Genomic DNA, 15,226 nt, shown 5'->3' on the forward strand with positions numbered 1-15,226 from the left:
ATTTAAATCTTTTTAGATAGTTTTTCATCATGTCTTTTTATTGCTAAATTTATAAGCTCATCTATCAACTTATCATATGGAATTCCTGTATTTTCCCATAACTTAGGATACATACTTATATTGGTGAATCCTGGCATAGTATTTATTTCATTTATATATATATTATTAGTTTCTTTCTCCACAAAGAAATCTACTCGTGAAAGTCCACACCCATCAATTGATTTGAATGCTTTCACAGCCATTTTTCTTATTTTTTCACTTATTTTTTCTTCTAGTTTTGCTGGTATTATAAGTTTTGACGATTCATTTAAATACTTGGCTTCATAATCATAAAATTCTTTAGCAGGTATTATTTCCCCTACCACAGAAGCTTTTATTTCTTCATTTCCTAAAACAGATACTTCTATTTCCTTTGCATTTACCCCTTCTTCCAAAACCACTCGTCTGTCATATTCTAAGGCTTCTTTTATTCCTTTTATTAATTCTTCTTTATTTTTAGCCTTTGATATTCCAACACTAGATCCCAAATTTGCAGGTTTTATAAATATAGGATAAGAAAGTATGCTTTCTATTGAGCTTAATTGCCCTTCTTCATCATTATTGAATTCCCATCTTGTAGTATAAGTATATTTAACTTGAGCTATATTTTCTTGTTCAAATACTTTTTTGCAAACTAATTTATCCATTCCTACGCTAGATGCTAATACATTACATCCTACATAAGCTATATTACTTATTTCAAACAATCCTTGAATAGACCCATCTTCTCCATATGGCCCATGTAAAACTGGAAATAATACATCTATTTTTTTGAATGTATTATCCTCAAATTCTATCCCTACCTTTTGCTTTAAAGTTGGTATCAAATTTATTTTTACATTTTGTTTTGCCTCTTTTTCCCACATTCCATTCTTTATTTTTTCTATATCTCCTTCATAATACATCCAGTTTCCATCTTTAGTTATACCTATTGTATATACATTGTACTTTTCCTTATTTATATATTTATATATAGAAGAAGCAGATGATAAAGAAACCTCATGTTCTCCAGATCTTCCTCCAAATATTAAAGCTACATTAATTTTTTCCATAAAAAACACCTTCTTTCAAAATATATCTTATTTATAATTATATGTTACATAGTACATTTTTGATTATATTTTATTTTGACAAAAAAATAAAGAAGCAATAAGCTTCTTTTACATGGTTAATGTACCATCTGGATTTTTTATTAATTCAAATATTTTTTGTTGCTTTCCTGTTATAGCATCTACATATATTAAGAAATCTCTTCCCTTATACTCTACTTTAAATTCATAACAAAGCTTTTCTTTTTTACCTTCAGTAGGTATAATAGTCAATTTATTTTTTAATATTTTCGCTCCATCTATTATGCTTTGACTAGCTTTTTCAGGTGTTACTTCTGGTTTTCTTATTTTTCTATCATAGTGGCTAATTAAATATCCTTGGGATTCAACCCCTATTACCTCTCCATTATCAAGAGCCACCTTTACTTTGATTAAATCTGGATATATACTAACGCCTTCTTTTTTATAACAAAAATTAAATGTTGTAGCTCCATCTTTAGTAAGAGAATAAGTGGGAACCATATTTTTATATTCAATATCTTTTAAAAACTTTTTAGCTAATTCAAGAGCCTTTTTCTTATCTATAGAAGGTTGTCCTATCTGTCTTGTATCTATCATCCATACTATTTTCCCACCTGTCTCACTTATAGATGCACTTACATTTTCACTATTAAATATATATCCTGGTATAGAATTATTTTTTATTCTTCCATCATAATTAAGCTCTGTTATATTTTTATATTTTAAAAATTTTAAAGCTATTTCTTTTGCTTTATCTTTGTCTATTTTATCTCCTTTAAGTCTCGGTTTTATATTTCCTATATGTTCTGAAAATGGCCCATCATAGATAAGTTCAGGTGTTTCACCCATTCTCTCTTCTATTCTTATCATACTAGTTGCCATTATATTTGCATTCGACTCTTTCATTTTTTTATTTGCCTTTGATGCAATATCTGTAAACTCAATTTTATCCTTAGCTATATCTGATTGTACTTTTCCTAATTCTTCTGATAAATATTGAGCACTTTTTTGTAGTTCTGATATCTTTTTTCTTTCCTTTTCATTTAGATGTTTGTCATCTAAAGCTTCTTTAGCCAGCGTTATAGTATAGTCTCCTAACTGTGTTAAAAACTTTTCAGTCTTCATAATAGATTTATGATTAAGTGGAAGCTGAGACATTTTATCCTGAGCTGAATAAGACTGACTCATTATATCAGTAAGAAGTATTATATTTTGCTTTGTAGAAGTACTTACATTTACCTTAGATAAATCTGATTGTATAGTCTCTACATTTCCTATAACATCGTAAAACATTCTTTTATATTGAGCATCTAAACTTCTCTTGTATGCTATTTTTTGTGAATATCCCGTCATTCCCCATATAAATGAAATGACAAGTAAACCCAATAAGATATTTGTTTTTTTATTTGAATTCAAAATATCACTTCTTTCTAGTAAGTTTCTTTTGCAAACCAATGTTTGCCCACTTTAAACATAGGCTTTAATTTCCATATCCACGAACTTGTAGCTGTTGCAGGGTTCCAATAGTACACAGCCCCACCTGTAGGATCCCATCCATTAATAGCATCATTTGCAGCTTTTATACAAGACTCTGAAGGTTTCATGTTTATTTGACCATCGTCAACTGCAGTAAATGCTCCTGGTTGATATATCACTCCGGCTATTGAGTGTGGAAATCTAGAATCTTTAGTTCTATTTAATATAACCGCTCCTACACTTACTTGACCTACATAAGGCTCACCTCTAGCTTCTCCTGTTATTGCCTGAGATAACAGATATATCTCATCACTTCTAGATGTTGCCACTTTTTTAGTTTGAGTTTGTATTCCAAGTGCTTTTTTTGTTTGATTTCCAACTATTCCATCTTGTTTTAAGTTATTCTTTTTTTGAAATTTCTTTATGGATTCATAGGTTTTATATCCATATACTCCATCTATAGAACCATTGTAATAACCCCAGTTTTTAAGTTTAGTTTGAACAACTTTAACATCATCGCCTTTTGATCCCCAAAATATATTAGATTGGCCATATGATATGTAATCATCTACATAAAATGCTATAAACGATAATATTAACATAGAACATACTGAAACTAATAATAGTATTTTTTTCAAAATAAATCACTCCTATTATCTCTTAACTAAATCTAGCTTAATATTCTTGTTCTTTATTTTTTCTAATATCTCCACTATTTTAAATTTTAATTTAACATCTTTATTATCAACTAATATCATTTTATATTCTTCTTTAGTAAGAACTTTTTTTAAATTTTTCTTAGTTTTATCATCTGTTATTCCATGATTTATATCTATAAAACATAATGGTGGAAACATTACACACCACCAGTTCTTACCCTTTCCTTCTCCTATTACAACCTTTAATGCTCTATATTCTCCAGCAGGTAGTACTATATTAGAATATTTTTTTGTAGGAAAATTTGAATAACCTAAATTCGCTGTTACTGTATATTCTTTATCATTTTCTTTTATTTCATCTAAAGCTATTTTCTGTATGTTTTTAATATTTTTTGTAATAATACTTTTAGTCTCTTCTATACTTTTTGATTTTTCTAACTTCGGAGACAAGAACTCTATTATTTTATCTCTAACCTTTAGCTTTAATGCTTGATCATTTTGAGAATCACTATTTGCTATAACATGAAATCTTATTAGTTTTTCTTTATAGTTATCTCTGTTTGCATAAACATCATCTAAATAAGATATGGTACTCATAAAACAAAATAAAGATATAAAAAATACAATTAAAATTTTTCTCATAATTTATCCCCCCAAATTAATTTATTATATATCTTTATTTTGCCCTTTTTTTACCTTACTATACCTATTCTTCTAATTTTACTGTCTACATGTAAATTAACTTTCATATTTTTGAAATAATGATCAAAATCATCATTTACTTTTTTATATAAAGGTTGATTATATTTGTATAAGGTTCTTTTTACACCTATAACATCTAAGCTATCTTTTTGTAATTTAGATATTAGATTATTGATATTTTCTTTTATCTTATTGTTAGATAATTTTTCTACACCGTGAATAGCTTTATTATTTGCTATAAGCCCCTCTACTCCAAATTCATGTTGAGTTATATTTCCTTCAGTATTTATATATATATCTAATATCAAATTATTATCTTTTTCAGTTACCTTCATTTCACTTTTACTACTTGTTATTTTGTAAGCAACAGGTACATTTTTATAATCAACATGAATATCCATTATATTGTAATTATCTTTAGTAATCATATTCAAAAATTTGCATTCATAATTATTTAACTCTTGTCTAAATTTATAATCTTTTACAACAACTCCTCCAATAAGTTCTATTCTCTCATTGTTAAAAGTTTTAGTAGTCATAGGAAATACAGCACTTTCAGTTTCTTGTATCTCTCCTAATATCTTGTTTAAACTTCCATCTATTACTGTACCATTAGATACTGCTGAATTTAATATATTTGAATAATACACTCCTACAAGAGGTTGTTCGTTTGGTTTAATGGCTATAAGCTCTGAAGCATCTTCTTGTGATACCAAAATATGCATCTTTCTTGAAAAGTATCTATTTCTATCTATTCCATCAAGTGTTTGCTTAAATAACTTTTCATCTTTAAGTATTTCTTTCCCTAATACTATTACCTTATTATGAGATAATTCTAAGTCAAATGGAGATTTTGCTTCTATTTCATTTATTATAGTATCAAAGGACTCTCCTTCACCTTCCCAATAAAAAGATGGTTCCTTAGTTGGTGTTTGTTTTGTTCCAAGAAGAGCCACATTAGGTATTTTGAATGATACTTTTATTCTGTCGAATTCTTCTTTCTTTTCATCTTCTTTTAATTTATCTATTCCAAGACCTATTACAAACCCTCTATTGTTTATTTCAACCTTATCCCAACACCCTGTAATTAATACACCTGTAATCATTGTTATAATTAAAATCGTATATTTCTGCTTCATACTTTTTTCACCTTCTTACTAAATTGCGAAAATATAAATAGTATAAAAGGAATACCTGCTATGACTGTTGCTTGTAGCGCAACTACATATTTACTGCTAACTAAGTCATATAAATGAGCTAGATTATCAGGATATAAGGCTAATATATATATAATTGGTACAATAGCATAATTGAAATAATTTATTTCTTTGCAATTAGACATATCTCCAATTATTAAGGATACACAAAAAAATAAAACGCATATTGATATAAATATATTGAGAGTCCACGCTCCCATAACCAATGCATCTAAATTTTCTAAAAATGCTCCAGGTATATCTATTATCTTTACAATAGTTAATGTAGGCCACATTAGATGTGCAGTTTCAGTTTGTCCAAATACAGCTATACTTATAACTGTAAAGAATGCATATGCAATACCCGTAACTCCTAATGAGATCCATTGTATTTTAAATCCATCTTTAGGCTTTTTTATAAAAATACCTAATACAAGCATAGACTCGAATCCTGCAAATGCTAAATTAGTTAAGAATATATTTGGAAATATCTCGGATATCTTAATATTGAAAATAGGCATTAAATTAGTGAAGTCGGCGCTTTGAAGTGCAAATAAAAATATAAACATTATAGGTATTACCATCAAGAAAAATATTATCTGAGATATCCTAGCTATACCTTCTATTCCTTTTCTTGATCCGTAGGCAGATACAAATAGCATAGATATTATTATAACCTCTGTAGGGGTTTTCTTTAGCATATACATTTTTACAACCTCTGTAAATATCCGAGTTATAATAGCCATATTCACCAAGTAGTATATTATGAATACAATACATATTAAGTATCCTATTGGTTTAGTTAGAACATTTGAGCTTATCTGCATAAGAGTTTTATTTTGAAATTTATATATAACTCTATATATAAAGTATCCAAAGAGAATGCATGCGCATGTTGATATAATTATAATTATGAAGCCTGAACCTTTGACTTCATCTGCTAAGTTTCTTGGCAAAGATAAAATACCTACACCTAGTATTGTACTCATCAAAAGCGTTATCATCTGAGATGTACCTATTTTTTCTTTAGTTGAAATCATTTTTTAATATCATCCTCCCCGAATATCTCTTTTCTTTTATCATCTAATCTATTTCGATTTTTTTTTGTATACATTTTAGGTCTTGTATCCATGGATGGTATAGGTGCCCTTATAATACTATCTTTAAGATCTTTAAAATTTTCTCCAACAGAGCATAACGGCTCTAAATAAGGAATTCCAAAACTTCTTAAATTAGCTAAATCTATTAGCATAACTAAGAACACTAATATTATTCCATACAGACCTAATATAGATGCCATAATCATAAATCCAAATCTATATATCCTAAATCCTATTGCCATATTGTAACTTGGTATTGCAAAAGAAGATATTGCAGTTATAGCAACTATAATTACCATAAGAGGGCTTACTATGCCAGCTTGAACAGCAGCTTGACCTATTACAAGACCACCTACGATACCTATTGTAGATCCAATCGCTCTTGGAAGTCTAACTCCAGCTTCTCTTAATAGTTCTAATGTAGCTTCCATTATAAAAGCTTCTGTAAATGCAGGAAAAGGTACCCCTTGTCTTGTTGCTGCAAGATATACAGCAAGATCTGTCGGTAACATATCTGGATGATACGAAGATATGGCTATATACAAAGATGGCAAGAATAAAGAAAATCCCGCAGCAATCCATCTTATGATTCTTACAAAGCTAGCTATTATCCATCTTTCATAATAATCATCAGGCGATTGTAAAAATGTAGTTAGAGTAACTGGGACCATAAGAGCAAAGGGTGTATTGTCTACTAATATTGCAACTCTTCCTTCATATAAAGAAGATGCTACCACATCAGGTCTTTCTGTATTCTGTATTTGAGGAAATAAAGAATAACAATCATCTTCTATTAGCTGTTCTATATCTCCGCTTTCTTGAATTACATCTATATCTATTTCATCTAGTCTTTTTTTAACTTCTTCTAAAACGTCATTATTGACTATATCTTCTATATATAGTAGGGCTACATCCGTTTTTGACTTTTCTCCTATTGATAGATTCTTTATTTTTAGATTTGTATCCCTTATCCTTCTTCTAACTAAGGACGTATTTACTTTTAAAGTTTCAGTAAATCCATCTCTAGCTCCTCTTATTACAACTTCAGACTGCGGCTCTGATATCGAACGAGTTGGCCATCCTCTTGAAGATAATAATATAGATTCCTCGACATTATCTATAAATAAAAGAGTTTCTCCTACCAGGATATTATTAATACATTCTTTCATTTCCTTAATTTCTTTTATTTCAGTTATTGCTATAGTTTTTTTCTTTATTAAATCCTCTATATTGTTCTTTATATCATTAGGCGTAGCTACTCTAGATGAAACCATCAAATTATTTAAAGCAAATTCACTAATTAGTGCCTTATCCGTCATACCATCAATGTAGACAATAGCCATTTTGCAATCCTTATCAACACCAACATCAAATTCTCTTATAACCAAATCATCGCAATTTTCAAATTCTTTATTTATAATATCAAGCTTATATTCAAGCTTATATTCATCTTTTTTAACTTGCATTTATTCACCTCCTATTTACATAATATATATAGTATGCAGCGGACATAGCAATATAAGATATTCCTAAAAATTTGGCTATATTGTATTCTTTATTTAGCTTCTTTTTTTTCAAAATATTACAGTCCCATACCAACATATATATGCCTACTATTAAAAGTAAACCAATTATATACATATTATCCTCTCCTATAAATCCCAATTCATATACAAATTTCTATATAACTTAGTCTATCTATATATAATTTTTCCCAAAATTAAATTTAAATACATACAAAAAAATAAAAGTCCTAAAATTTTAGGACTTTTATTTTTCGCAATTCTTTCTTCTTGATTTCTCTATTATGAAGTTTTGAGCATTTTCCATATGTTCAGTAGATCTTTGCATAGCCTCTTTAGAATTTCTATTATATATAGCCTCTATTATATTTTCATGCTCCTTCACTAAATTCTTAGAAGTATCATGATCTGATATATATGTCACTCTAAATCTATAAACCTGTTCTCTTAAAGAGTTGTTTATTTGAATAAGTTTTTGATTGTTTGTTGAATTGAATATAAGATCATGCAATTCTATATCCTTTTTAACCATCATATCTATATCTCCATTTTCTAAGCTTTTCTTATACTGATAGGATATAAGTTCTAGTTTTTCTAAATCTTCATCAGTCATTCTCTCAGCTGCAACAGATGCTGCAAGCCCCTCTAATGCTGCTCTTATTTCTAAAACTTCTATTATATCTTTTAATGATACATCTGCAACATATGCTCCTTTTCTAGGGAGCATAACTACTAATCCTTCTAACTCTAATTTTCTAATAGCCTCTCTAACCGGTGTTCTACTAACCCCTAGCTGTTCGGCTAATTGAACCTCCATAAGTCTTTGTGCAGGTTCTAATTTCCCTTTTAATATTGATTCTCTTAAATATTCAAATACTATTTCCCTTAAAGGTTTGTAATTTTCTAACTTCAATTTTTCTAAGTTATCCTTCAATTTCGATTCCTCCCTTATAAGCATTAACTAAATATGTTTGTTTGTATACTTTTTGTAATTCTTCCTTTGCGTTTTGTGCATAATCTAAATTATCGAATATTCCAAATACTGTTGGTCCACTTCCACTCATCATAGATTCTAACGCCTTATATTTAATCATTGTTCTCTTTATTTCTTTTATTTCTATATATTTATTTTCAGTTACACTTTCAAGTACATTAACCATACTATCAGCTAAAGCTTGTACATCGTTTTCCTCAAGAGTGTTCACTATATTGTCCGTATTAGGTCTTCTAGATACATTATTCATATCTAGATTCTGATATACCCACTTTGTCGAAACCAATATATCTGGCTTACATATAAGTATTTTAACATTTCTTAAACCTTTTATTCTAGTCAATTTTTCTCCTATCCCTTTAGCAATTGCAGTTCCTCCCAATATGCAAAATGGAACATCAGCTCCAAGCCTTAGTCCAATCTCCATAAGTTGGTTTTGAGTTAATTTTAAATCCCATAGTTTATTAAGCCCAACTAAAACAGCGGCAGCATTTGTACTTCCTCCTGCTAACCCAGCTGCTACAGGTATATTTTTATTTATTACTATTTTTACACCTTTATCTATATTGAATTCTTTTTTTATCAAATCAGCAGCTTTGTAAGCTATATTACTAGAATCTGTGGGTACATATTCATTATCACAATCTATATATATTCCTCTATCTATCTCCTCTATATTTACATTATCATATAAATCTATAGTTTGCATAATCATTTCTACTAAATGATAATCATCTTCTCTTTTTCCAAGTACATCTATAGATAAATTTATTTTCGCTCTACATTTTAAATTCAAGCTTTTCATATACTCCTCCTAATTAATTTAAAAATAGCCTTAATTCTTTATTATATTATAATACATAATACATAGTATAACAAAGTATTATATAATTTCCTTGTATATAACTTTTTGTAAATTATATAATGGACCCAAAAAAAAGTCGCCTTAGTCTATAAATTAATTTATAAGTCAAGACAACCTTTTTTATTTATTTAAAAATATTAAGTAGTATCCCCGCTGCAACAGCCGATCCTATAACCCCTGCAACATTAGGTCCCATGGCATGCATTAAAAGAAAATTCGAAGGATTCTCCTCTACACCCATCTTTTGTACAACTCTCGCTGACATTGGCACAGCAGAAACTCCTGCTGCTCCTATCATGGGATTTATTTTTCCTTTAGTCATCTTATACATGATTTTGCCAAATAAAACGCCACATGCTGTCCCAATAGAAAAAGCCACAAGTCCAAGTGCTATTATTCCAAGTGTTTGAACAGTAAGAAAAGTATTAGCATCTGCTTTTGCACCAACTGTAAGTCCTAAAATAATTGTTATTATGTACATTAGAGAGTTTTGAGCAGTTTCAACAAGCTTTGGAACCATCTCAGATTCTTTAATTAGATTTCCAAACATAAGCATACCTATTAATGGTGCAGAAGATGGTAAAAGTAAAATTGTAAAAACAGCTACTATAATTGGAAATATTACTTTTTCCTTTTTAGATACATGTCTTAACTGTTCCATTTTAACCATTCTTTCTTCTTTTGTAGTTAAAAATCTTATAATAGGAGGTTGAATAATAGGAACTAAAGCCATATATGAATAAGCTGCAAGTGCTATAGGCCCTAAAAGGTCTTTTGCTAACTGACTAGTAAGATATATAGCTGTAGGTCCATCAGCTCCTCCTATTATTCCAATCGATGCCGCTTCAGGCCCAGTGAATCCAAGTAGTATTGCTCCTATAAATGCAAAAAATATTCCAAACTGTGCCGCTGCTCCTAAAAGAATACTTTTTGGGTTTGCGATAAGTGGCCCAAAATCAGTACTTGCTCCAACACATAAAAATATTAGTGGTGGATAAATCCCAAGCTTTGTCCCCATATATAGATAATGTAGTAGTCCGCTATCCCCCATTAAATCAGCTTTTGGCAAATTCACTAAAAGCATTCCAAATGATATTGGAATTAATAAATAAGGTTCATAACCTTTTTTTATAGCTAAATAAAGAAAGGCGAATGATATTATAATCATAATCAATTCTTTATAAGTCATAGCTGAAAATCCAGTTGAAAACCAGAACTCTTGTAACATCCTTAGCATATTAATCACGTCCTTTTTAGCTGTTATCCTATAGTAATTAAAACATCTCCCCCTGTTACACTTGCTCCTTTTGACGTATTTATTGAAGTTATTTGTCCATCTACCGGAGCAACTATTTCATTTTCCATTTTCATAGCTTCTAAAACAAGAAGTACGTCCCCTGCTTTAATATTGTCTCCTTCATTTGCTTTAACAGAAACAATCGTTCCTGGCATAGGGGCTTTTACATCTTCACCTTGGGTAGAAGTTTTTTTTGAAGGAATAGATTTTATCTTTTCTACTGATTTTGGAACAGATTTAGGTTCTACCTGAACTTCAGATTCAGTAATTTCTTCTACTTCAACCTCATATGATTTCCCATTTAAGTTTATTTTATATTTTTTCATATCTATAACCGCTCCTTCTATTCTCTTTAAATTTATGCTACCCTTTTTATGCTATTAATTCTAATTTTTGAGTTATTATGATTATTACTTGCTAAAACTGCAGCTGTAAGAGCTGCAACAAGATCTATTTCTTCATCTAATTCATTGATTTGCTCATAAGCATCATTTTTAAAATCATCCATTGATATTTCTGAATCTTTTTGCTTTTGTTTTTCTAAATCTTTTTTATAAAAAACAACTTTAAATAATTCTAAGATTTGAGAAATAAAAAAAAGACTTACAAATACTACACTCATACTTAAAAAAGTGATTTTAATACCTTCTAAAATAGTTATATTTTCCATAATATTACCTCCTTACATAATAACTTCTATATTACAAATATCATCTTTTTTATTTTCTAAGAAATCTTTAGCAACCTGAGGGAAAAGGGCAAATGACAAAATATCTTCTTCAGTTTTATATAAACCTTGTATTTCTTTTTTCACATCTTCAAATCCAGGTTCTAAAAGATCTGCTGGTCTTATAGTTATAACTTCTCCTTTTCCTATAATTTTTTCTTTTATTTCTTCTTTTATAGGAGCTGGTGATTTTCCATAAAGACCTTTTACATAATCCTTTATCTCTTTAGGCACCATTTTATATCTTTCACCTGTTAAAATATTAAATACTGCCTGAGTTCCTACCATTTGACTAAGTGGAGTTACAAGTGGTGGAAATCCTAGGTCTTCTCTAACTCTTGGAACTTCAGCTAAAACTTCTTCATATTTATCTTCTGCATTTTGTATTTTAAGCTGAGATAAAAGATTCGAAAGCATACCTCCTGGAACTTTATAGCTTAAAGTCTTAGGCTCAGTATTTAATACTTTAGGATTTAAAACTCCATTTTCTAAATATTTTTCTTTTATTGGTTTAAAATATGATGCTATTTCGTTTAAAGCTTTTATATTAAGTTTAGGATCTCTATTACTTTCTGAGAGTGCTATTGCTAAAGATTCAGTAGGCGGTTGAGAAGTTCCTCCCGAAAAAGGTGATATAGCAGTATCTATAATATCAACTCCAGCTTCTACAGCTTTCATATATGTCATTGATGCTATCCCACTAGTGGCATGAGTATGAAGTTCTATAGGAAGTTTTGTATTCTTCTTTATTTCATTTATAAGTTCATATGTGCTGTAAGGAGTAAGTATACCTGCCATATCCTTTATACATATAGAATCTGCTCCTATACTTTCCATTTGATTTACTAAATTTATATAATAATCTAATGTGTGAACTTTACTTGTCGTGTAAGATATAGCACACTGACAATGTGCTTTTTCTTTTTTTATAGTTTTTACTGAAGTTTCTAGATTTCTTGTATCATTTAAAGCATCAAATACACGGATTATATCTATACCATTCTCTATAGATTTTTGTATGAATCTTTCAACTATATCATCTGGATAATGCTTATATCCTAAAAGATTTTGACCTCTAAGAAGCATTTGTAGTTTTGTCTTTTTTACTCTTTTTCTTATTTCTCTTAGTCTTTCCCATGGATCTTCATTTAAGAATCTAAGGCATGCATCAAATGTTGCCCCTCCCCAAACTTCCATCGCATGATAATTAGCTTCGTCCATGACTTCAAGTATTGGAAGTATTTCATCAGTTGTAAGTCTTGTTGCTATAAGAGATTGGTGCCCATCTCTTAAAGCTGTTTCCATTATTTTAAGTCTATTCACTACATTCACCTCTTTATTTAATAGAATTTTCAATTCTTTTAAGTCCTTTTGTTATCTTATCTTTTGGGTATCTATCATTACTATTATTTTAACAATTTGTATTTTTTATGTACAGTTGTTAAAAAAGGATTTTTAATAAAACAATTTTATTATTTTAGTTATTTTTATGTTTTATGCTACAAAAAAAAAGTCAACCTTTTTATTATTTTTTAGTAATATTTAACATACATAAAATTAGATTTATGTTAAATCATACATTTTTCTTATATGTAAAAAATAAGGACTGTTTCGATTAGAATTTAACTTCTAATCGAAACAGTCCTCTTTTACTATATGTCTAATGTTACTTTCTTTTCTATTATTAAGTATTGACCCTCTTTTAAAGAATCCTCTTCATTCATATCATTAGTTTGAGCTATTTCTGATGCTGTTGTATTATATCTTTTTGCTACATCCCAAAGAGTATCATTTTCTTTTGCTATATATATAGTTATACTAGGTCTTGATGAAGAATCTATGTCTCCTATAATTTCTCCATTAATTACAAATGAGCTCTTCAAATCTTCTACGATTTCAAATCTAGTTTTCCCTTTTATCTTTAATTCAATTTCATTTTTTTGTATACTGTAATTTATACTATCTATGTTTATATTTGAGTACGGCTTCATGCTATCATTTATATTGCTTAAATCTATACTTTGTTTAAACGGTATTTCTTCACTCATGCTGTATATAGGTCTTAGACCTTCTACAGGAGTATATAGTATATCAACGTGAATTATTCCTTCTATATTCATTTTTTCTTCTATTATAAAATTGTCTGTTATAAATAACTTTGAATCTACATTTAATATCTCTTTTATTTCTATATCATCTCTATCATTTTGTATAACTTCATTTATTATAAAATCATCTTCACCAAAATCAACTATTTTATTTAAATCAAAACTTTTATCTTCAAGTTTTAAATCTTTATATGGACAATAAGCATCCTGAAGAGTTTCTTTTACTATATTTTCTGATACTTTGACCTTTGTACTAACAGTTGCATCAATTTCTACCAAATTAGTTTTTCCTGAATCGTCATCTTTTAAATTAAATTTAAAATCTGTTAAGTTCATATAAGAATCTTGTTTCATTCCTTGAGTAGCCCCAGCTACTTCTATAAACTGTGTAAACTCTACAGAATTAGATCTTAACTTAATCATCTCTTCTTCTTTATTTAAAACAATAGGATTCAGCTCAACTACTCCTCCTAAGATAACTTTGTTATCTGATAGCCTTGTCTCCTTTAAAAATACCTTTGGATTTAATGACAATACAGAGCTAATATCTTGATTTTCACCCAAATTTATTATTTCATTTACTATAGTTTCTGATTTTTCTATTCCTATTACGTCATCATAGTATATTTCTTTTTTGCTAGTTTGTATATCATCAATTCCAGTTATGTCTCTTATAATATCAACTTTTTCTCTTGAAAATAAGCTACCTGTAATATTTATTAAACAGCCTAGTTTTATCTTTCTTTCATTTATTATGCTACAATCTATATGCTCTATATTGCTTTGTAGTATACTCTTCATAGCTGGAGAAATATCTTCTTTTTCAACAGCCTCGTTTATATCTATTTTTCCACTTAAATTAGTAACCTGTTTGTCTTGAGTTATATAAATAGTATTATAGTTTAAATCTCCTCTTAATATTATTTTTCCTTGCATTAACTCTTCCTTCTTTAAAGATATGTAAGCATCTGCCTTTACTATCTCAAAAACATCATCCTTCGTATCAGGTACTAAAATTTCAGATTCTAAAAAAGTTTGAAATCTACCAAAATCACTTCTATTGTCTATCTTCATTATATCCTTTATTAAATCCATTCTTATCCCCCCTAGTTAAATATATACAAATATCACATTATTATTATATTTAACTAAATCAAAAAAAATTCCATCTATTTTAGATGGAATTAAGATACACTCATATTTTCACTTGTGCAAATTTGAAGTTTAACCGTAGACGTCAATACATCCGAATAACTATAGGATACTCTAGTACAATTACTATCATCTATTTTTACAACAAATATACTAGGGTACGTATTTTCTAAGATTCCTTTTCTAACAATCATCTTTTTTCTGCCTTTATTTGCTCTTAGAACTACGTTCTTTCCAACATGCTTTTCTATGTCTTTTCTTATCTGATCCAAAGTGTGTTTCGTAGCCAAAAAATCACCTTCTTCTCCATTGTATGTT

The 15,226-nt window shown here is 28.8% G+C and carries 16 protein-coding genes; all 16 read right to left on the reverse strand.

The annotated features are described in order from the left end of the window. Positions 1 to 2: 2 nt before the first annotated feature. The 16 genes from Tmeso_RS12460 to Tmeso_RS12530 all read right to left on the reverse strand — a co-directional run bounded on the left by Tmeso_RS12460 (position 3) and on the right by Tmeso_RS12530 (position 15,198). A complete protein-coding gene (locus tag Tmeso_RS12460; RefSeq protein ID WP_099191681.1) occupies positions 3 to 1,091 on the reverse strand; it encodes a D-alanine--D-alanine ligase in 1,089 nt (362 codons plus the stop codon). A gap of 108 nt (positions 1,092 to 1,199) precedes the next feature. Continuing rightward, positions 1,200 to 2,564, reverse strand: a complete 1,365-nt coding sequence (ypeB, locus tag Tmeso_RS12465) for a germination protein YpeB (protein ID WP_099191683.1) — start codon at positions 2,562 to 2,564, stop codon at positions 1,200 to 1,202. Beyond that, the gene (gene sleB, locus Tmeso_RS12470) at positions 2,540 to 3,223 is read right to left on the reverse strand and encodes a spore cortex-lytic enzyme (RefSeq protein WP_330400352.1); all 684 of its coding nucleotides are present in this window, start codon (positions 3,221 to 3,223) and stop codon (positions 2,540 to 2,542) included. The genes ypeB and sleB overlap by 25 nt, the downstream gene beginning before the upstream one ends. Positions 3,224 to 3,238: 15 nt before the next feature. Continuing rightward, positions 3,239 to 3,886: a stage II sporulation protein R gene (gene spoIIR, locus Tmeso_RS12475; protein ID WP_099191685.1), complete on the reverse strand. Its 648-nt coding sequence runs from the start codon at positions 3,884 to 3,886 to the stop codon at positions 3,239 to 3,241. Between the two features lie 50 nt (positions 3,887 to 3,936). Next, positions 3,937 to 5,085 carry a Ger(x)C family spore germination protein gene (locus tag Tmeso_RS12480; RefSeq protein WP_099191687.1) on the reverse strand — a complete coding sequence of 383 codons (1,149 nt, stop codon included), beginning with the start codon at positions 5,083 to 5,085 and terminating at the stop codon, positions 3,937 to 3,939. After that, positions 5,082 to 6,182, reverse strand: a complete 1,101-nt coding sequence (locus Tmeso_RS12485) for a GerAB/ArcD/ProY family transporter (protein WP_099191689.1) — start codon at positions 6,180 to 6,182, stop codon at positions 5,082 to 5,084. Before Tmeso_RS12485 ends, Tmeso_RS12480 begins: the two co-directional genes overlap by 4 nt. Next, positions 6,179 to 7,708: a spore germination protein gene (locus tag Tmeso_RS12490; protein ID WP_099191691.1), complete on the reverse strand. Its 1,530-nt coding sequence runs from the start codon at positions 7,706 to 7,708 to the stop codon at positions 6,179 to 6,181. Before Tmeso_RS12490 ends, Tmeso_RS12485 begins: the two co-directional genes overlap by 4 nt. A gap of 4 nt (positions 7,709 to 7,712) precedes the next feature. Further along, entirely contained in the window at positions 7,713 to 7,883 is a 171-nt protein-coding gene (locus Tmeso_RS16500; RefSeq protein ID WP_187296342.1) for a CLC_0170 family protein, read from the reverse strand. Positions 7,884 to 8,012: 129 nt separating this feature from the next. Beyond that, positions 8,013 to 8,723, reverse strand: a complete 711-nt coding sequence (locus tag Tmeso_RS12495) for a GntR family transcriptional regulator (protein ID WP_099191693.1) — start codon at positions 8,721 to 8,723, stop codon at positions 8,013 to 8,015. After that, positions 8,689 to 9,564 (reverse strand): 4-(cytidine 5'-diphospho)-2-C-methyl-D-erythritol kinase, encoded by an 876-nt coding sequence (ispE, locus tag Tmeso_RS12500; RefSeq protein WP_099191695.1) that lies wholly within the window; start codon positions 9,562 to 9,564, stop codon positions 8,689 to 8,691. The genes Tmeso_RS12495 and ispE overlap by 35 nt, the downstream gene beginning before the upstream one ends. Before the next feature lie 184 nt (positions 9,565 to 9,748). Then, complete coding sequence (locus Tmeso_RS12505) at positions 9,749 to 10,861, reverse strand: sodium ion-translocating decarboxylase subunit beta (RefSeq protein WP_099191697.1); 1,113 nt, start codon at positions 10,859 to 10,861, stop codon at positions 9,749 to 9,751. A 23-nt stretch (positions 10,862 to 10,884) separates the two neighbouring features. Further along, positions 10,885 to 11,247: a biotin/lipoyl-containing protein gene (locus Tmeso_RS12510; protein WP_099191699.1), complete on the reverse strand. Its 363-nt coding sequence runs from the start codon at positions 11,245 to 11,247 to the stop codon at positions 10,885 to 10,887. A 32-nt stretch (positions 11,248 to 11,279) separates the two neighbouring features. Continuing rightward, positions 11,280 to 11,591, reverse strand: a complete 312-nt coding sequence (locus Tmeso_RS12515) for an OadG family protein (RefSeq protein WP_099191701.1) — start codon at positions 11,589 to 11,591, stop codon at positions 11,280 to 11,282. 12 nt (positions 11,592 to 11,603) lie between these two features. Next, on the reverse strand, positions 11,604 to 12,971 hold the full coding sequence (locus Tmeso_RS12520) for an oxaloacetate decarboxylase subunit alpha (RefSeq protein WP_099191703.1): 1,368 nt from the start codon (positions 12,969 to 12,971) through the stop codon (positions 11,604 to 11,606). A 329-nt stretch (positions 12,972 to 13,300) separates the two neighbouring features. After that, the gene (locus tag Tmeso_RS12525) at positions 13,301 to 14,851 is read right to left on the reverse strand and encodes a DUF3794 and LysM peptidoglycan-binding domain-containing protein (RefSeq protein WP_099191705.1); all 1,551 of its coding nucleotides are present in this window, start codon (positions 14,849 to 14,851) and stop codon (positions 13,301 to 13,303) included. Positions 14,852 to 14,940: 89 nt separating this feature from the next. Next, positions 14,941 to 15,198 (reverse strand): Veg family protein, encoded by a 258-nt coding sequence (locus tag Tmeso_RS12530; RefSeq protein WP_099191707.1) that lies wholly within the window; start codon positions 15,196 to 15,198, stop codon positions 14,941 to 14,943. Between the last annotated feature and the right edge of the window lie 28 nt (positions 15,199 to 15,226).

Origin of the sequence: Tepidibacter mesophilus (assembly GCF_002724055.1) — a bacterium.
Lineage (GTDB): Bacteria > Bacillota > Clostridia > Peptostreptococcales > Peptostreptococcaceae > Tepidibacter_A > Tepidibacter_A mesophilus.